We start from the raw sequence: 18518 nt of genomic DNA, 5'->3' as shown, positions 1-18518 counted from the left end.
GTGAGGTCATCCCTTCACGGCGCCCGCGGTCAGGCCCGCGGCCATCTTGCGCTGGACGAGGAGGAAGAGGGCGACGATCGGCACGGCCATCATCGTGGCTCCGGCCATCATCGGGGCGTATTCGGTGCCGTGCTTGGTGGTGAAGTTGCCGAGCCACACGGTCGCCGTCTGGTTCTTCTGACTGAGCAGCATCAGGGCGTAGAGGTACTCGTTCCAGGCCTGGATGAAACCGTAGACCGAGGTGGCGACCATGCCGGGAGCCAGGAGCGGGAAGACGACCCGGAGGAAGGCGCCGGTGCGGGAGCAGCCGTCGACCATGGCCGCCTCCTCCAGCTCCTTGGGGATGTTGACGATGAAGCCCCTCAGCGTCCACACCGTGAACGGCAGGATGAAGGTCAGGTAAGTGATGATGAGGCCGGTCAGCCGGTCGTACTGGCCCAGGTCGTTGAGCAGCAGGAACACCGGGATGATCATGGCGACCAGCGGGACCATCTGGACCGCGAGGATGCCCACGATCACGATCTTGCGGCCGCGGAAGGCGAACCGGGAGATGGCGAGCGCGGCCAGCAGCCCGACCACCATGCCGATGACGACCACCGTCAGCGACACCACCATGCTGCGGCCGACCGGGCCCCAGAAGTCGGCGATGTCCAGCGCCCGGCCGAAGTTGTCGAAGGTGATGCCGGTCGGCAGCAGGCTCGGGTCCGCGTCGATGGCGTCCTTGGCGGGCTTGAACGCGGTGTTGAGCATCCAGTAGAGCGGGAAGCCGGCGGTGACGAAGACGAGGAGGCCGAGGAGGTTCCAGCCGAGCCGCGACTTTTGGCGGCCGGCTGACTTCTGACGGGCGGCGGCTCCGATGAGCGCACTCATTCGACCTCTCCGATCTTCAGCATCTGCCGCATGTAGACGGCAACGACGCCGAGCAGCAGCAGGACGGTGATCAGCGCGATGGCCGAGCCCTGGGCGTAGTCGTTGACGACGAAGGCCCGGTCGTAGGAGTAGGTGTTGAGGACCTGGAACTCCGGCTCGGGATGGCCGCCCCGCATGACGAACACCTGGGGGAAGACGCCCATGTCCCAGATGACCGACAGGGTCGTGAGCATCACGATGATCGGCTTGAGGACGGGCAGGGTGACATAGCGGAAGACGCCCCAGGAGCCGGCGCCGTCCAGGCGGGCCGCCTCCTCCAGCTCCTTCGGGACCTGGGTGAGACCCGCGCTGAGCGTGATGACCACGAACGGCACGGCGCCCCAGACCACCAGCAGCATGATCACGGCAAGGCCCTCGGGCCCGCTGGCGAACCAGTTGTGGCCGACCATGTCGATGCCGGGCAGCTTGCTGAGCAGCGCGTTGAAGACGCCGTAGTCCGTGTCGAAGAGCCACTTGAAGACCGTGGTCGCCACGATCACCGGCATGCCCCAGCTGGCCACCAGGACGATGTTGATGAGCATCTTCACCCAGCCGGAGACCCGCTGGAGCAGCAGGGCGAGCGCCATGCCGATCACCATCGTGAGGACGACGGCGCCGCCCGCGAAGACGATCGTGCGCACGACGACGGCCCAGAACTCGCCGTCGCCGAGCACCTTGGCGAAGTTGTCGAAGCCGACCGACTCGGCCGGCTGGAAACCCCACAGCTGGGACTGCCCGAACTTCTGGAAGGACAGAGTGACCAGGCGGGCCAGTGGATAGCCCATGACCAGGGCGAGGATCAGCAGGCAGGGTGCGAGCAGCAGCCAGGGGACCGCCGCCCCGCCCGGCGTGCGCTGCCCGCGGGGCCGCCGGTTCTCGGGGGGTGGCGGGGGCGCCTGCCGCGGTGGCGGCACTTTGGCAGGAATGTGGGTGTCTGCGGCACTCATCGCGCGCTCCTTGGCGGTCCCTCAGGTCTTGACGACGGCGGGGCCCCACCGGGTGGGGCCCCGCCCGAAGGTCACTTGGTGTTGATGACCTTGTCGATCGCGGCGTCCGCCTCCTCGGCGGCGGCCTCGACGGACTTCTTGCCGGTGCCGATGCTCTGCAGCATGGTCTGCAGGATCTGGGCCTTCTCGACCTGGCCCCAGCCGGGGGCCATCGGGACGAACCAGTTGGACTCGGCCGCGGTGGCGGGGACGGCCGTCTTCGGGTCGTTCTTGAGCGTGGCGAGATCGGTCTTGTTGTTGGGCAGGTTGCCCTTGGCCATCAGGCCCTTCTGCCCGGAGGAGCCGGCGAACGCGTTGATCCACTCGGCGGCCAGGGCCTGCGCGTCGGACTTCACCGGCACGGCGAGGTCGGAGCCGCCCAGGAAGACGGGCATGTTCTTGCCGGACGGGCCGGGCATCACGAAGTTCTCGAGGTTGCCCTTGAGCTTGCCGGTCTTGTCGTTCTTCGGGTCCTCGGCGGTCGCGCCCTCCCAGGCGGCGGCGAAGATCATGGCGGACTTGCCCTGGCCGTAGACGATGTAGCGGTCGGACTCGTCCTTGGTCTTGTCGCCGTGCATGTAGGAGTCGACGACGTTCTTGAACTCGGTGAGGCCCTTGAGGGACTCGGGCGAGGAGAGGGAGGCCTTCCACTGACCGCCCGACTCGGTGGCGATGGCGCCGCCGGCGTCGTAGACGAAGGACATGGCCGCGTACCAGTCGCGGGTGGGCTGGTACCAGGCGCTGAACTTGTCGCCCTGCTTCTTCTGGATCTTGTCCAGGGCGGCGGTCAGTTCCTTGTAGGTCTTCGGCGTCGACTTCACCCCGGCCGACGCCGCCACGTCCTTGCGCCAGTTGGCGACGCGGCCGCCGGCGTAGTACGGGACGCCGTAGGTCTTGCCGTCGTAGGTGACCGAGGCCTTCAGGCCGTCCAGCCAGGCGTCCGAGTTGTCGAAATCGGCCTGGTCGAGGGGGGCGAAGGCGCCCTTGACCATGTAGCCGAGCATCTCGGTGTTGCCCATCTCGACCACGTCGGGGACCTTGTCCGTGGCGAGGACGGCGTCGAGCTTGGCGTTCTTGTCGGGCCAGCCGTAGTACTCGTGGTCGATCTTGAGGCCGGGGTGCTTCTTCTTGACGGCGGCGTCGGCGGCCTTCACCAGCTCCGGCCAGTTGTTCTGGGCGTCGACGGTGAGCCAGACGGTCAGCTCCTTGGCGTCCGCGCCCTTGTCGGAACCCCCGTCACCCTCGCCGCCGCACGCCGCGATGGAGACCATCATGCCCGCGATACCGATCGCGGCTGTCAGCTTGCGCTTCACGCCACCCTCCTCAGGGATCCCACAACCCCCCTGGCTCCCCGCAGTGAACGTGGGGCCGGGCCTGGACCAATGGTGTAGACCAGTACGGGGAGCTTGGACCAGCCCAGGAGGCCTGTCAAGGGCGACGAGAGGGCCCTGACCAGCTGTTATGCGACCTACATATGCAGGAACCTTTAAGTAAGAACCCAGCGAAAACCCTGGTGGACACGGCATACTGCGGGTAGACCACAGGGAATGGTGGACTAGACCAAAAGCGGCGCCGACGGTATACAAGTGGGATCGTGTCGGCAGACCCAGCCGGGAAGGCGGAGCATGAGCACCGACGTCAGCAGTGCGGAGAACGAGAACGGGGTGCCCGTCCGTACCGCACGCGTGCCCAAGTACTACCGCCTGAAGAAGCACCTGCTCGACATGACGGAGACGCAGGCGCCCGGCACGCCGGTCCCGCCCGAGCGCACGCTGGCGGCGGAGTTCGACACCTCGCGCACCACCGTGCGCCAGGCGCTGCAGGAACTGGTCGTCGAAGGCCGGCTGGAACGCATCCAGGGCAAGGGCACCTTCGTCGCCAAGCCGAAGGTCTCGCAGGCGCTGCAACTGACCTCGTACACCGAGGACATGCGCGCCCAGGGCCTCGAACCCACCTCGCAGCTGCTGGACATCGGCTACATCACCGCCGACGACCGCCTGGCCGGGCTGCTCGACATCACGCCCGGCGGGCGCGTGCTGCGCATCGAGCGGCTGCGCATGGCCAACGGCGAGCCGATGGCCATCGAGACCACGCATCTGAGCGCGAAGCGCTTCCCGGCGCTGCGGCGCTCGCTGGTGAAGTACACGTCCCTCTACACGGCGTTGGCCGAGGTCTACGACGTCCATCTCGCGGAGGCCGAGGAGACCATCGAGACGTCCCTGGCCACCCCGCGCGAGGCCGGCCTGCTCGGCACGGACGTCGGCCTGCCGATGCTGATGCTCTCCCGGCACTCCCTGGCCCGGGACGGCCGGCCGGTGGAGTGGGTGCGGTCGGTCTACCGGGGGGACCGGTACAAGTTCGTGGCCCGGCTGAAGCGGCCTCAGGAGTAGCGGAACCGCTGTTGAGGCGGCTGATGAGGGCCCATTTCATTTGGGTACCGCATTGCGGACGAGGGGTTCCGCTATCGCCACGCCCTGACCTAGATTGCCTGCGCATTACAGGTGATCAGCAAGGGGACGGAGCCGCCTGATGTCGCAAGCCCCGGAAGTCAGCGGAGGGCCGGTGGTGACGCCCATGCGCGTCGTCATCGCCGTCTGCCTCATAGCGCCGTTCGTGGCCATGTTGTGGGTCGGCTCGTACGCCAAGACCGACCCGGCCTTCATCGGGATCCCGTTCTTCTACTGGTATCAGATGGCGTGGGTGCTCATCTCCACCGTCCTGACGATGATCGCCTACAAGCTGTGGCAGCGTGACCAGCGCGCCCGCTCGGCCGCGAAGGGCGGTGCGTCGCAGTGAAGGACGGCGTGAACGGCGTCGCACTGGGCGTCTTCATCTTCTTCTTCCTGGCCGTGACGGTCATGGGCTTCCTGGCCGCGCGCTGGCGCAAGGCCGACAACGAGCAGAGCCTGGACGAATGGGGCCTGGGCGGGCGCTCGTTCGGCACCTGGGTCACCTGGTTCCTGCTCGGCGGCGACCTGTACACCGCGTACACCTTCGTGGCCGTGCCGGCGGCGATCTACGCGGCGGGCGCGGCCGGCTTCTTCGCGGTGCCGTACACGATCCTGGTGTACCCGCTGATCTTCACCTTCCTCCCCCGCCTGTGGTCGGTCTCCCACAAGCACGGGTACGTCACGACGTCCGACTTCGTGCGCGGCCGCTTCGGCTCGAAGGGCCTGTCGCTGGCGGTGGCCGTGACCGGCATCCTGGCGACGATGCCGTACATCGCGCTCCAGCTGGTCGGCATCCAGGCCGTGCTGGACGTGATGGGCGTCGGCGGCGGCGAGGACACCAACTGGTTCATCAAGGACCTGCCGCTGCTGATCGCGTTCGGCGTGCTGGCGGCTTACACGTACTCGTCGGGTCTGCGGGCCCCCGCGCTCATCGCGTTCGTGAAGGACACGCTGATCTACATCGTCATCGCGGTGGCGATCATCTACATCCCGATCAAGCTGGGCGGCTTCGACGACATCTTCGCCAAGGCGAGCGAGGCGTACGGCCAGACCAACCCGGCGACGGGTGCGCCGCGCGGTGCGCTGGTACCGGCCGAGGCGGGGCAGTGGACGTACGCCACGCTGGCGTTGGGCTCCGCCCTGGCCCTCTTCATGTACCCGCACTCGATCACGGCGACGCTGTCCTCGAAGAGCCGTGAGGTGATCCGCCGCAACACCACGATCCTGCCGCTGTACTCGCTGATGCTGGGTCTGCTGGCGCTGCTCGGGTTCATGGCGATCGCGGCCGGGATCAAGGTGCAGAACGGGCAGCTGGCGATTCCGCAGCTGTTCGAGACGATGTTCCCGGACTGGTTCGCGGGCGTGGCGTTCGCGGCGATCGGCATCGGCGCGCTGGTGCCGGCGGCCATCATGTCCATCGCGGCCGCGAACCTCTTCACCCGCAACATCTACAAGGACTTCATCAAGCCGGACGCCACACCGGCGCAGGAGACCAAGGTCTCCAAGCTGGTCTCCCTGCTGGTGAAGGTCGGCGCCCTGGCCTTCGTCCTCACCATGGACAAGACGGTCGCCATCAACTTCCAGCTGCTGGGCGGCATCTGGATCCTGCAGACCTTCCCGGCCCTGGTCGGCGGCCTGTTCACCCGCTGGTTCCACCGCTGGGCCCTGCTCGCGGGCTGGGCGGTCGGCATGGTCTACGGCACGGCCGCCGCGTACGGCGTCGCCTCGCCCACGCAGAAGCATTTCGGCGGCTCCTCGAAGGAGATCCCGGGCATCGGCGAGATCGGCTACATCGGCCTCACGGCGTTCGTCCTGAACGTGGTGGTGACGGTGGTCCTGACCTTCGTCCTGAGGGCCCTGAAGGCCCCCGACGGCATCGACGAGACCAAGCCGGAGGACTACACGGCCGACGCGGGCGACCCGGGGGTCCAGGTGGAACTCCCGCCTGCCACCGCCGGTTCGGCGCACTGACTTCAGGGGCGCGGAGCCCGGCACACACCACCCGCAGCGGGCCGTCGTGATCACGTATCACGGCGGCCCGCCGCCGTTTCCGACACAACATCTGGGGGTGCCTTCCGAACCTGGCACAAGATGTATGCTCATGCTCGCTGTCGCCGCAGGGGAATCCGGTGTGAATCCGGAACTGTCCCGCAACGGTGTGCTTGCGCATGTCTGTTCCCCGAACCGCCATGCACAGGAGTCAGTCCGAGGACCTGCCGACAGCGCACCCGGCCACCCGGCCGGTGTGCCCTGACGTCCGGGCCTCGTGGAATGGGCCGGTGGACGCGACGCCGCGTGCGCTCGCGTGCTGCCCCCTGCCCTCGACGAGGCCCCCGTGCCGAGCGAGGGAGAGCCCCACGTGACCATCGCGCCAGCCGAACCGGTCTCAGCCACCGAAGAGCCCGACGCTCCCGGTACCGCGCTGCTGCGGACCCTGACCGAGCTGACCGCCGACCTCCCCGACGCCGACCCCGGCCGGGTCGCCGCCGCCGCCCTGCGCGGCAGGTCCTCGCGAGCCGACGAGGCGGAGTTGCGTGATCTGGCGACGGAGGCCGCGGCCGGTCTGATCTCCGAGGACCCCGCCTACTCCCGGCTGGCCGCGCGGCTGCTGACCGTCGGCATCCGCGAGGAGGCCGCCTCACAGGGTGTCACGTCCTTCACCGAGTCCGTCGCGGCCGGCCACCGCGAGGGCCTCATCGCCGACCGCACCGCCGAGTTCGTCCGGCTGCACGCGGCCCGGCTCGACGCCCTGATCGACACCGGCGCCGACGACCGCTTCGGCTACTTCGGCCTGCGCACGCTGCACAGCCGCTACCTGCTGCGCCACCCCCACACCCGCAAGGTCGTCGAGACGCCCCAGCACTTCCTGCTGCGGGTGGCGAGCGGCCTCGCCGAGGACGACACCACGCGCGCGCTGGACGAAGTCGCGGCTCTCTACGGCCTCATGAGCCGCCTCGACTACCTCCCCTCCTCCCCCACCCTCTTCAACTCGGGCACGCGGCACCCGCAGATGTCGTCCTGCTACCTCCTCGACTCCCCCAAGGACGAGCTGGACTCCATCTACGACCGCTACCACCAGGTGGCCCGGCTGTCGAAGCACGCCGGCGGCATCGGGATCGCGTACTCCCGCATCCGCGCCCGCGGTTCACTGATCCGCGGCACCAACGGGCACTCCAACGGCATCGTGCCGTTCCTGAAGACCCTCGACGCCTCGGTCGCCGCGGTGAACCAGGGCGGCCGCCGCAAGGGCGCGGCCGCGGTCTACCTGGAGACCTGGCACTCCGACCTCGAGGAGTTCCTGGAGCTGCGCGACAACACCGGTGAGGACGCCCGCCGCACGCACAACCTGAACCTCGCGCACTGGGTGCCGGACGAGTTCATGCGGCGCGTGAACGCCGACGCGCACTGGTCGCTGTTCTCCCCCTCGGACGTGCCGGAGCTGGTCGACCTGTGGGGCGAGGAGTTCGACGCCGCGTACCGGGCGGCCGAGGCGAAGGGCCTCGCGCGGAAGACCCTGTCCGCCCGTGAGCTGTACGGCCGCATGATGCGCACCCTCGCGCAGACCGGCAACGGCTGGATGACCTTCAAGGACGCCGCCAACCGCACCGCCAACCAGACGGCCGAGCCGGGCCACGTCGTCCACTCGTCCAATCTCTGCACGGAGATCCTGGAGGTCACCAGCGACGGGGAGACGGCGGTCTGCAACCTGGGGTCGGTCAACCTGGGGGCGTTCGTGCACCAGGGTGACATCGACTGGGAGCGGCTGGACGAGACCGTCCGCACGGCCGTGACGTTCCTCGACCGCGTCGTGGACATCAACTTCTACCCGACCGAGCAGGCGGGCCGCTCCAACGCCCGCTGGCGCCCGGTCGGTCTCGGCGTCATGGGTCTGCAGGACGTCTTCTTCAAGCTGCGCCTGCCCTTCGACTCACCCGAGGCCAGGGCGCTCTCCACCCGCATCGCCGAGCGCGTCATGCTCGCCGCGTACGAGGCCTCCGCCGGCCTGGCCGAGCGCAACGGCCCGCTGCCGGCCTGGGAGAAGACCCGTACGGCCCGGGGCATGCTGCACCCCGATCATTTCCCGGCCGTTCGCCTGAGCTGGCCGGAGCGCTGGACCGCCCTGCGCGAGCGCGTCGCCACGACCGGCCTGCGCAACTCCCTGCTCCTCGCCATCGCCCCCACGGCGACGATCGCCTCCATCGCGGGCGTCTACGAGTGCATCGAGCCGCAGGTGTCCAACCTGTTCAAGCGCGAGACGCTGTCCGGCGAGTTCCTCCAGGTCAACTCCTACCTGGTGGACGAGCTGAAGCGGCTCGGCGTGTGGGACGCGCGCAGCCGGGAGGCCCTGCGCGAGGCCAACGGCTCGGTGCAGGACTTCGCCTGGATCCCCGAGGACGTCCGCGCCCTCTACCGCACGGCGTGGGAGATCCCGCAGCGCGGCCTGATCGACATGGCGGCGGCCAGGACCCCGTTCCTGGACCAGTCCCAGTCCCTGAACCTCTTCCTGGAGACGCCGACCATCGGCAAGCTCTCCTCGATGTACGCCTACGCCTGGAAGTCCGGGCTGAAGACGACGTACTACCTGCGTTCGCGCCCGGCGACCCGCATCGCCCGCGCCGCACAGGCCGCTGTCCCCGCGCAGGCCACCCCGGATCCCGAAGCGGTCGCCTGCTCCCTGGAAAACCCCGAGTCCTGCGAGGCCTGCCAGTGATGACCACCCAGAACCTTCTCGACCCCGGCTTCGAACTGACTCTGCGCCCCATGCGCTACCCGGACTTCTACGAGCGCTACCGGGACGCCATCAAGAACACCTGGACCGTGGAGGAGGTCGACCTCCACTCGGACGTCACCGACCTAGCCAAGCTGTCACCGGCGGAGCAGCACCTGATCGGCCGGCTGGTCGCGTTCTTCGCGACGGGCGACTCGATCGTCGCGAACAACCTGGTGCTGACGCTGTACAAGCACATCAACTCCCCCGAGGCGCGGCTGTATCTGAGCCGCCAGCTCTTCGAGGAGGCCGTGCACGTCCAGTTCTATCTGACGCTTCTGGACACGTATCTGCCCGACCCGGAGGACCGCAACGCCGCCTTCGCGGCCGTGGAGAACATCCCGTCCATCCGCGAGAAGGCCGAGTTCTGCTTCCGGTGGATGGACTCGGTGGACAAGCTCGACCGGCTGGAGACCCAGGCCGACCGGCGCCGGTTCCTGCTCAACCTGATCTGCTTCGCCGCGTGCATCGAGGGCCTGTTCTTCTACGGCGCATTCGCGTACGTCTACTGGTTCCGCAGCCGGGGCCTGCTGCACGGCCTGGCCACCGGCACCAACTGGGTGTTCCGCGACGAGACGATGCACATGTCCTTCGCCTTCGACGTGGTCGACACCGTCCGCAAGGAGGAGCCGGAGCTCTTCGACGACCGGCTCCGGCAGGAGGTGACGGACATGCTCCGGGAGGCTGTCGAGGCCGAGCTGCAGTTCGCGCGCGACCTGTGCGGGGACGGCCTCCCGGGCATGAACACCGAGTCGATGCGGCAGTACCTGGAGTGCGTCGCCGACCAGCGGCTCACCCGCCTCGGCTTCGCTCCGGTGCACGGCTCCGAGAACCCCTTCTCCTTCATGGAGCTCCAGGGGGTTCAGGAGTTGACCAACTTCTTCGAGCGGCGGCCCTCGGCGTACCAGGTGGCGGTGGAGGGCACCGTCGACCTCGACGAGGACTTCTGAGCCGGCACCTCTGCACGGGCCTCCTGGGCCTCCCTGATCTGCCGGTCGATGCGCCTCTCGCGCACCAGGCCGAGCACGGACGGGAGGACCAGGAGGACCAGGATCCCGAGGGTGGCGGTCATTCCGATCAGCGCTTCTATCTGGTTCGTGTTCATGGACACCACTGTCGCGCGGATGACTCCTTACCGTCAGTGGCAGTACTGCCGTAGACCCTCGAATTACTGCCAATGACGAGGCACACTGGAGGCATGCTGCAGAACGTGGCCGTCGCCCTGCTCGACGGCGTGAACCCCTTCGAACTGGGTGTCGTGTGCGAGGTCTTCGGCACCGACCGTAGCGACGAAGACCTGCCGGTCTACGACTTCGCCGTCGCGTCGGCCGAGGGCCCGGTGCTGCGCATGAACTCGGGCTTCTCGCTCCAGACCGAGCACGGTCTGGAGCGGCTGGAGAGCGCCGACCTGATCGCCGTGCCGGCCGGGCACAGCTACGCGTACCGGGACTTCCCGCCGGAACTGCTGGACGCCCTGCGCAGCGCGGTCGACCGCGGTGCACGGGTGCTGAGCGTCTGCTCCGGCGTCTTCGTGCTGGCCGCGGCCGGGCTGCTGGACGGCCGCCGCTGCGCCACGCACTGGAAGCACGCGAAGGACCTCGCCCGGCAGTACCCGCGCGTGGTCGTCGAGCCGGACGTGCTCTACGTCGACGAGGACCCGGTGATCACCTCCGCCGGCACGGCCGCCGGTATCGACGCCTGCCTCCACCTGGTGCGCAAGGAGCAGGGCACGGAGGTCGCCAACAAGATCGCGCGGCGGATGGTGGTGCCACCGCACCGCGACGGCGGCCAGGCCCAGTACATCGAGCGCCCGCTCCCCCAGCCCGAGGGCGACACGATCGGCGAGGTGCTGGCGTGGATGGAGCGCCATCTCGACGAGGAGGTCACCGTCGAGCAGCTCGCCGCCCACGCCCACATGTCCCCGCGCACCTTCGCCCGCCGCTTCCAGCAGGAGACCGGGACCACTCCCTACCGCTGGATCCTGCGCCAGCGCGTGCTGCTGGCCCAGCGGCTGCTGGAGGCGACGGACGAGACCATGGACGCGATCGCCGGCCGAACGGGGTTCGGCAACGCGGCAACGCTGCGCCACCACTTCGTCCGGGCGGTGGGGACCACCCCGAACGCCTACCGGCGGACGTTCAGGGGCCCCGAGGCGGCCTGAGGCCAGGCGCTCTCACCTCGCCACCGGCCGCACCCGCAGGTCGTGCGGCCGGAGCGTGATCCCCACCCGGGTGTCGTCCCTCGACCCCGCCACCTGCTCGAAGCGGTACCTGGTCGCCAGCGCCGCCGTGATCAGCGTCAGCTGGGCCATCGAGAAGTGGTCGCTCGGGCACTTGCGGTTGCCCACGCTGAAGGGGCTCATGGCGTGCTTCGGGATGTCCTTGACCCGGTCCGGAAGCCAGCGGTCGGGGTCGAACTCCAGGTTGCGCCGGTACGACTTCGGATCGCGCTGGATCGCGTACGGACTGTAGATGATGTCCGCCCCTGACGGAATACGGTATCCACCGAGTTCCGTGTCCCGCACCGCCCGGCGCGTCAGAATCCAGACGGCCGGGCTCAAACGCATGGACTCGACGACGACATTGTTGGTGTGCCTGAGTCCTCGGACGTCTGCGAATGCCACCGGCCTCCCACCGGTGACGGCCTGCACTTCGTCGCGTACCCGGTCGGCGTGTTCGGGGTGCTCCGCGAGCATATGCAACAGCCACATGATCGTGGAGGCGATGGTTTCGCTGCCGGGGGTGAGGATCGCGACGACCTGATCGTGGATCTCCTGTTCCCCGATCGGGTCGCCATTCTCGTCCTTCGCCTCCAGCAATGCCGTCAGCAAATCGTCCGGCTTTTGACCGGATGCCCGGCGCTCGGCGACGATCTCGTCGACGAGGAGATGCAAATCGGCCAATGCCCGGTTGAATTCGCGGTTGGCCGGGAGCGGCAGGTTGTAGAGCGGTCCGAGCGGGACCACCATCCGCCGGTACATCCCCCGGAAGACGGTGGCGAGGGCGACGCACAGCCGCTCCGCCCGCTCGTCCATGTAGTCGCCGCGCAGCAGGCAGCGGGCCGCGATGCGCACGGCCACCCGGAAGGACTCGGAGGTGCAGTCGATCGTCTCGCCGGGCTTCCAGCGCTCGGCGAGCGCGTGGGCCTCCTCTTCCATGATCGGGCCGTAGGCCGGGATGGCGTCGAGCCGGAAGGCGGGCTGGATGGTGCGCCGCTGGCGCCGGTGGCGTGGGCCGTTCGCCGTGGCCACGCCCTCCTTGCCGAGCAGGCCCTCCAGGGACTCCCACAGGGGCCCGGCGATGATGAAGTCGTTGCTCAGCGCCAGGGCGCCGGTCAGGGCAGGGGTGGTGACCGCGTACACCGTCTTCGGCCCGAGCTTCAGCCGGACGACGTCGCCGTGGTCGCGCAGCCGCGACATGAACGCCAGCGGGTCGCGCGCGAGCTTCCAGCCGTGCCCGAGGACGGGGACACCACCACCCGCCCGGGGCGGCTCCCGCAGCTCCACGGCCGGCGGGGTTTCGGGCTGCACGGACTCGACGGTCATTTCTCACCTGCCGCTTCGTTGTTGACGTAAGGGGGCGTGGACCGGTCGTCCCAGCTGTCGACCATGTACCGGCCGGACTCGTGGTGGAACCAGTAGACGGAACTGAACCAGTTCCGCATATTGCTCAGACAGGCCCGCACGGCGGCGCTCAGTTCCTTTCCCCGCACGGAGCCGTCGGCGAGGTCGTCGGCGAACCGTAAGGCCTCCCGCTCGACGTCGATGAAATCGGCGATGCATTTCTCGACGCGGTGCCTGACTTCCGCGACCGCCTGTTCCAGGGTCAGCCCCTCATGGGTGATGAGACTGATTCCGAGATTGTGCACCTCGTCGCCCGCTATCTCCTTCGGAAGCGAGCACAGATCGTTGTACCAGGCGGCGAATTCCTGACTCATCAGCGCCGCCCGCCGATATGCCGGGTGTTTTCGCACGGCGTCCGGGAGTTCACAGCCGGCGGTCGGCTCCAGCAGGTCCGTCCAGATCCAGTGCGCGAAGGTGAGCCGGCGCAACCGAAGGTATTCCTCGACCGTCGGGACGATTCCCTCGGTGCGATTGTGGAACTCCTGGTCGTACGCGTCGATCACCGCGTGGAAGTGCCGGGCGAACCGGAGGTTCCACGTCTGGGGCAGGAACGCGTACAGCCTCAGCACACTGTCCGCGAACCCCGCGACCAGTGGGTCCCCGTGGTGCAGGTGCTCCCCGGGGGAGTCGAGGGCCCGGTGCAGCCGATCCCGCAGCAGCCGCCAGGCGGCGGGACGGCCGTGCACGATGTCGCGGTCGTGCCGGTCGTCCCAGACGAAGAACCACGCGCTGTAGTCGGCGATCGCCTGCATGACCTCGTCGGAGGCGCCGAGGTAGTACCCGGCCATGAGGTCGGTGTAGCAAAGGCCGTCGGCATATTCCTCCACCTTGTCCGCGGGCATGAGCCGCTTTTCGAGCAGCCAGGCCCGGGTCTTCTCCTGGCACTTGGGCCAATACGGGTGGAGTCGCCGGGGAAACGCCGCCTCGATCACCGGGAGAGAGAGCGACGGTGGAACTGCGATCGTGGCCGGTGTCGATGTGGTGCCGTGTGACAAAGCATGCACGAACTAACCCCTCTCAGCCGCCAGTTGGCGCGGGCGCCCCTCCCTTCGTGCCGGGCGTGCGCCGTTGCATACCCCGCTCATCCCATTCAGCACTACAACTGACCGTTCTGGGAACGTATTTGCTTCATTCACTACCCCACAGTGCCGGGAACCTCCCGTTGTGTGACTGCCGGTGGATCACCAGGAGAGCAGAAGCGATCGAACGTGCGACGGACAGGCGAACGGCACAGAGGAACGGCGCCTGTTCAGGGTGGTGAACCCGAACAGACGCCGTGCGGTTGGTGAGGCTGAGGTCTCAGTCGTTGGCCACCACGGGGTAGCGGGGCTCGTTCTCGGCCATCTGCCGCAGCGCGTCCTTGCGCTCCCGCTTGGAGAGCCGGTCGATGTACAGGTAGCCGTACAGGTGGTCCGTCTCGTGCTGCAAACACCGTGCGAAGTACCCGGTGCCACGCACCCGGATCGGGTTGCCCTTCTCGTCCTGCCCGGTCACCTCGGCGTAGTCGGGCCGGGCGAGCGGCGCGTACGCGGTGGGCACCGACAGGCAGCCCTCGTTGCTGTCGTCCAGGCGGCGCTTCTCGGCGGGCAGTTCGACGAGCTTGGGGTTGCAGACGACGCCGGTGTGCCGGGCGCCCTCGTCGTCCGGGCAGTCGTAGACGAAGACCTTCGCGTCGACGCCGATCTGGTTGGCGGCGAGGCCCACGCCCTCGGCGGTGCGCTGGCTGGCGAACATGTCCGCGACGAGCTGCTGGAAGTCGTCGCCGAAGTCGGTGACGTCCTTGCACTCCTTGTGCAGCACCGGGTTCCCGACCACCGTGATCGGCCGCGAGGTCCCCCGCTCCCGCCAGGCCGCCTCGCGCTCCTCGCAGTCCTCCGTGTCGATCACGTACCCCTCGTCATCGACGGGGAGCACGCCCACGTGCTGCTGATCGGTGTCCTGCTGAGCCATGACGTTACGTACGCCTTCCTGAACCTGACCGGGCTGAGATAGCTGATACAGGGTACGCCGGTGTCGTACGCCGTTCTTTTGCTTGGGGGCGCGGGGAACTGCGCGATCAACCACAACGCGGCCGCACCCGGCAACGGCGCTAACAGACCTCTTCCAAATCCCGCCAACCCCGAGAATCCGGACTGTCGGCCACCCACCCGTCCAAAAGCCCCCGGACCAGCGAAGCCGGCGCGGCCAACCCGCACTCCCGCTCCGGCACCCACAGCTGCCCGTCCGTCCGATGCCCCAGCGGCCCGGGATGCCCCGGCTCACTGTGATCGTGCGGATCCAGATGCTCCCCGTCGCCCTCGTCGGACGGCATCCGGGACTCCGAGCACATCCGGCACAGCAACCGCACGGAAGAGGACCAGTCCTCCGCGGCGAACCCGGCGTCCCCGGCGAGCTGCTCCAGCGCGTCCCGGTCCGCCTCCGTCGCCGCCTCCAGCAGCACCACCCAGGTCGGCACGGGCGACGGCGCCCACAGCTCGATCTCGTCGAACACCGGGTACGTGTGCCCGACGGCCGTCGTCCGCTCCCCGTGCGGCACCCCGTCGTGCAGGACGACCTCGCCCCAGCGCCGCCCCGACGACGGCAGGGGGATGGACAGCACCTCGATCCGCGCGGGATCCAGCCGCCGTCCCCACACGACCTCGGCCTCCCCTTCCGGGGACAGCCGTACGGCCGCGCTGCCGAGGTCCATGCCGAGGGGCTCGCCGGAGTCGTTGGCCGCCCCCGGCACCCGCAGCCCGTACGCCTGCCAGGCACGCCGGGCCAGCGGCCAGTCCTGGAGCGCGGTCGCGGCGATGCCGACGTTCCACCAGTCGGGCGCGCCGCTGTCCCGGTCGAGCAGCGCCACGGCCCTGAGTCCGGCCGCCCGCGCCTGCTCCCAGTCGTGCCGGAACTTGTGCAGCAGCGCGAGGTTGAACCAGGACTCGGAGAGCCAGGGCTCCAGATCGGCGGCACGTGTCAACAGGGCGCCCGCGTCCTCGTACCGGCCGTCGCCGATGAGGGTGAACGCCCGGTCTGTGGCCTGCCGCCAGGAGGCGGAGGGCCGGTTCCGTCCCTTGCCGAAGATCCTCACGATTCCCGCCTGCCAGTTCCGTGCGGTGGGCTGGCCGTAGCTGTGTTTCGAGCCCCCGGACACCTTCTCCTTCGCATCCAACCACGTACGGCATCGAGGGCGCTCATTACCCATGGGTTACCCAGCCACGGGCAGCGTCAGACTGCTCCTTGCCAGTACCCGGGCCAGTGATTCCACCACCTCCGGGGCGTACGTCCCGGCGGTGGCGAGCCGGAGTTCCTCCAGTGCCGTCAGCGGCCCGCCGGGCCCTCCTTCCCGGGACTTCTCCTCGTACGCGTTCACGGCCCGGACGATTCGCGCGGCGAGCGGCTGCTCGGCGTAGGGGTCGGCCTGCCGCTCCACGACCACGGCCACCGCCTCGTCGACGCCCGTCTGCCGTACGACGGCCCCGCCGAGCAGGGCGATCCGTCGCTGCTCCGCGGCGGGCAGGGCGGCGGTGGCGCCCGACGGCACCGGGTCGACGAGGCTCAGCTGGCCGATGTCGTGCATGAGCGCGGCGTACTCCAGCACGGCCAGCTCGGGCTCGGTCAGCCCCAGGTCCCGCCCCACCGCCTGGCTGATCGCGGCGACGCGCCGGGCGTGCCCGCAGGGGGTGTATCCGGCGACCTCGGTGGCCCGGGCGAGGGAGGCGATGGTCTGCCGGTAGGTCGCCCGGACGGCGGCGTACCGGCGGAAGGACATCTGGGCGAGCAGCAGCGGCACGGAGAAGACGGGCAGCGCCCACAGCCCCACGACGGCGACCGCCAGCGCCATCACCGCCCCGGTGGCGATGACGGCGGACCCGATGCCGCACACGGCCCGCAGCTCGTCCCGCAGCACCGGCCCGAAGGGCCAGCCGGTGCGGGTGTGGGCCAGGGCGGCGGCGAGCACCGCGTCGCACAGGGCGGTCAGCGACAGCAGCGCGAGCAGCAGCAGGGCGTAGGCGGGGCCGCCCCAGTCGTCGAACATGCCCCGGTTGTACGGGGGCTGGAAGCACACGGCGACGAACCCGACGGTGAGCACCCGGCGCGCCAGGTGGTCGAGGGTGGGCCCCTGTCCGCGGGCGACGTGCGGGACGCTGCCGAGCAGGGAGGCGGCCAGCACGACGGCGACGACCTGGGCGGGACCGTGGTGCGTGGCCCGTCCGCCGGCCTCGCCGAGCAGGGCGTAGGACAGGGCCGCTGCGGCTCCGAGCGGTGCCGGCTCCCGGACCTGCGCGCCGTTGCGCCGGGTGAGCTCGCCGACGGTGACGAGGACGCCGAAGGCGAGGGCGACCCGGCGTTCCTCGAGCCCGTGGTAGAGCGTGACGGCGAGGGAGCCGGCGGCGAGGAGGGCGGCGCAGGCGTGGACGAGGGTGAGGAGCGGTGGCGGCCGGTACGCGCTCATCGGTGTGCTCCCGGGCGACTGGACAGGGGTGCGCCGGGCGGGGGCACCCGGGACGGGCGGGTCTCCTCGTCGTCGGCGGTCACCGCGGGGTGCCATCCGGTCCGCCCGACGGCTTCGACGAGCGCCGCGACCATCACCGGGTCGAACTGGCTGCCCGCGCACCGCTCCAGCTCCGCCAGGGCCACGGCGACGGGCCGGGCCCTGCTGTAGCTCCGGGTGGAGGTCATGGCGTCGAAAGCGTCCGCGACCGCCACGACCCGCGCGGACTCGGGGATCTGACGGCCCACCAGGCCGTACGGGTACCCGCTGCCGTCCAGCCGCTCGTGGTGGTGCAGCACGGCGGCGCGGGCCTCGCCGAGGAAGCCGATGCCACGCACCATCTCGTGCCCGTACTCGGGATGCAGCTCGATCACCCGCCGCTCCTCGGGCGTCAGCGGCCCGTCCTTCCTGAGCAGCCGGGTGGGCACACCGAGCTTGCCCACGTCGTGCAGGATCCCGGCGAAGCGGAGCACCTCGACGCGCTCGTCGGCCATGCCCAGCTCGCGCGCGATCATCATGGAGGCCTGCCCGACGCGCTCGCTGTGCCCGCGGGTGTACCCGTCCTTGATGTCGACGGCCTGGACCAGCGCCCGGATGGTCGCCTGGTGGGCGGCGCGTTCCCGGTGGTACTGCGCGAACGCCCACCACGACACGCACATGGGCAGCAGCACGAGCAGCGCGGCGACCGGTCCGTAGGGGCTGCGCCACAGGACGGCCATCATCAGCCCGGCGAGGCCGTGCACGGCGATCGGCGCGAGCGAGCGCGCCACCAGTCCCCGCCAGGCCCGCCGTACCGGCACCCGCTCCGCCACGGCCAGGATCCCGCCGTCGAGCAGCGCGAGCACCAGGCAGAACGCCAGCACGGCCGCCCCGGCCGGACCGAGGGCGTACGGGACGTCGCCCGCGACGACCGCGTCCCGCCCGCCGAGCAGCCAGTGCACCTTGGCCGCTGCCCACACGCCGAGGACGAGCTGGGCGGCCCGCCAGATCCGTCGCAGCGCCACGGGTCGCTGTCCGACCTGCGAGAGCAGCGCACCGGGCACGACCACCAGCGCCGCCGCGGGTGCCGGCAACAGGAAGGCACCGGCGAGCAGCACGGGGTAGAAGGTCCCGGCCGGATGGAAGATCCCCACGAACCGGGACCGGGCGACGCGCTCGCAGCCGGCGTACAGCGCGGCGAGCAGCGCGACCGCCCACCAGGGCGTGCGGATGCCCGGCAGCGGCAGCAGGCAGAGCAGCGCGGCCATGGCGACACAGGCGATGTAGACACGTGCCCGTGCCGGTACCGCTTCCATGAGCCCCTCCCCTG

16 protein-coding genes and 1 riboswitch are annotated in these 18518 nt (G+C 69.5%); of the genes, 6 read left to right on the top strand and 10 right to left on the bottom strand.

Annotated features, from left to right (window positions below; genetic code table 11):
• Positions 1-6 precede the first annotated feature (6 nt).
• From CEB94_RS27115 to CEB94_RS27105, 3 genes are all read right to left on the bottom strand, one after another.
• Entirely contained in the window at positions 7-870 is an 864-nt protein-coding gene (locus CEB94_RS27115) for a carbohydrate ABC transporter permease (RefSeq protein ID WP_175434681.1), read from the bottom strand.
• Entirely contained in the window at positions 867-1856 is a 990-nt protein-coding gene (locus CEB94_RS27110; RefSeq protein ID WP_175434680.1) for a carbohydrate ABC transporter permease, read from the bottom strand. The genes CEB94_RS27115 and CEB94_RS27110 overlap by 4 nt, the downstream gene beginning before the upstream one ends.
• A 71-nt stretch (positions 1857-1927) precedes the next feature.
• On the bottom strand, positions 1928-3208 hold the full coding sequence (locus tag CEB94_RS27105; RefSeq protein ID WP_175434679.1) for an extracellular solute-binding protein: 1281 nt from the start codon (positions 3206-3208) through the stop codon (positions 1928-1930).
• 312 nt (positions 3209-3520) lie between these two features.
• On the opposite strand from CEB94_RS27105, the gene CEB94_RS27100 reads away from it, so the two are divergent.
• The 5 genes from CEB94_RS27100 to CEB94_RS27080 all read left to right on the top strand — a co-directional run bounded on the left by CEB94_RS27100 (position 3521) and on the right by CEB94_RS27080 (position 10063).
• Positions 3521-4285 (top strand): GntR family transcriptional regulator, encoded by a 765-nt coding sequence (locus CEB94_RS27100; RefSeq protein WP_175434678.1) that lies wholly within the window; start codon positions 3521-3523, stop codon positions 4283-4285.
• 139 nt (positions 4286-4424) lie between these two features.
• Positions 4425-4691 carry a DUF3311 domain-containing protein gene (locus CEB94_RS27095; protein WP_175434677.1) on the top strand — a complete coding sequence of 89 codons (267 nt, stop codon included), beginning with the start codon at positions 4425-4427 and terminating at the stop codon, positions 4689-4691.
• The gene (gene mctP / locus CEB94_RS27090; protein WP_175434676.1) at positions 4688-6316 is read left to right on the top strand and encodes a monocarboxylate uptake permease MctP; all 1629 of its coding nucleotides are present in this window, start codon (positions 4688-4690) and stop codon (positions 6314-6316) included. Before CEB94_RS27095 ends, mctP begins: the two co-directional genes overlap by 4 nt.
• Positions 6317-6440: 124 nt before the next feature.
• Positions 6441-6580: riboswitch (cobalamin riboswitch) on the top strand.
• 124 nt (positions 6581-6704) lie between these two features.
• Complete coding sequence (locus CEB94_RS27085) at positions 6705-9056, top strand: ribonucleoside-diphosphate reductase subunit alpha (protein WP_175434675.1); 2352 nt, start codon at positions 6705-6707, stop codon at positions 9054-9056.
• Positions 9056-10063, top strand: a complete 1008-nt coding sequence (locus tag CEB94_RS27080) for a ribonucleotide-diphosphate reductase subunit beta (protein WP_175434674.1) — start codon at positions 9056-9058, stop codon at positions 10061-10063. Before CEB94_RS27085 ends, CEB94_RS27080 begins: the two co-directional genes overlap by 1 nt.
• Here CEB94_RS27080 and CEB94_RS27075 read toward each other — a convergent pair.
• A complete protein-coding gene (locus CEB94_RS27075; RefSeq protein WP_175434673.1) occupies positions 9976-10218 on the bottom strand; it encodes a hypothetical protein in 243 nt (80 codons plus the stop codon). The two genes, CEB94_RS27080 and CEB94_RS27075, sit on opposite strands and share 88 nt — an antisense overlap.
• A gap of 93 nt (positions 10219-10311) precedes the next feature.
• Between CEB94_RS27075 and CEB94_RS27070 the strand changes: the two genes are divergently transcribed.
• Positions 10312-11274 carry a GlxA family transcriptional regulator gene (locus tag CEB94_RS27070; protein WP_175434672.1) on the top strand — a complete coding sequence of 321 codons (963 nt, stop codon included), beginning with the start codon at positions 10312-10314 and terminating at the stop codon, positions 11272-11274.
• 12 nt (positions 11275-11286) lie between these two features.
• On the opposite strand, the gene CEB94_RS27065 is transcribed toward CEB94_RS27070, so the two are convergent.
• The 6 genes from CEB94_RS27065 to CEB94_RS27040 form a co-directional block, all read right to left on the bottom strand.
• Positions 11287-12657, bottom strand: a complete 1371-nt coding sequence (locus CEB94_RS27065; RefSeq protein WP_175434671.1) for a bifunctional albaflavenone monooxygenase/terpene synthase — start codon at positions 12655-12657, stop codon at positions 11287-11289.
• The gene (gene cyc1 / locus CEB94_RS27060; RefSeq protein ID WP_175434670.1) at positions 12654-13739 is read right to left on the bottom strand and encodes an epi-isozizaene synthase; all 1086 of its coding nucleotides are present in this window, start codon (positions 13737-13739) and stop codon (positions 12654-12656) included. Before cyc1 ends, CEB94_RS27065 begins: the two co-directional genes overlap by 4 nt.
• Positions 13740-14034: 295 nt before the next feature.
• On the bottom strand, positions 14035-14685 hold the full coding sequence (def, locus tag CEB94_RS27055) for a peptide deformylase (protein ID WP_175434669.1): 651 nt from the start codon (positions 14683-14685) through the stop codon (positions 14035-14037).
• A gap of 139 nt (positions 14686-14824) precedes the next feature.
• Positions 14825-15805, bottom strand: a complete 981-nt coding sequence (locus CEB94_RS27050; protein ID WP_175437177.1) for a tetratricopeptide repeat protein — start codon at positions 15803-15805, stop codon at positions 14825-14827.
• 117 nt (positions 15806-15922) lie between these two features.
• A complete protein-coding gene (locus CEB94_RS27045) occupies positions 15923-17170 on the bottom strand; it encodes an HD-GYP domain-containing protein (RefSeq protein WP_175434668.1) in 1248 nt (415 codons plus the stop codon).
• A complete protein-coding gene (locus CEB94_RS27040; protein WP_175434667.1) occupies positions 17167-18504 on the bottom strand; it encodes an HD-GYP domain-containing protein in 1338 nt (445 codons plus the stop codon). Before CEB94_RS27040 ends, CEB94_RS27045 begins: the two co-directional genes overlap by 4 nt.
• Positions 18505-18518 lie beyond the last annotated feature (14 nt).

This window comes from Streptomyces hawaiiensis, from assembly GCF_004803895.1.
In the GTDB taxonomy this organism is placed as follows: domain Bacteria; phylum Actinomycetota; class Actinomycetes; order Streptomycetales; family Streptomycetaceae; genus Streptomyces; species Streptomyces hawaiiensis.
This window is presented reverse-complemented; position numbering and strand designations above follow the sequence as displayed.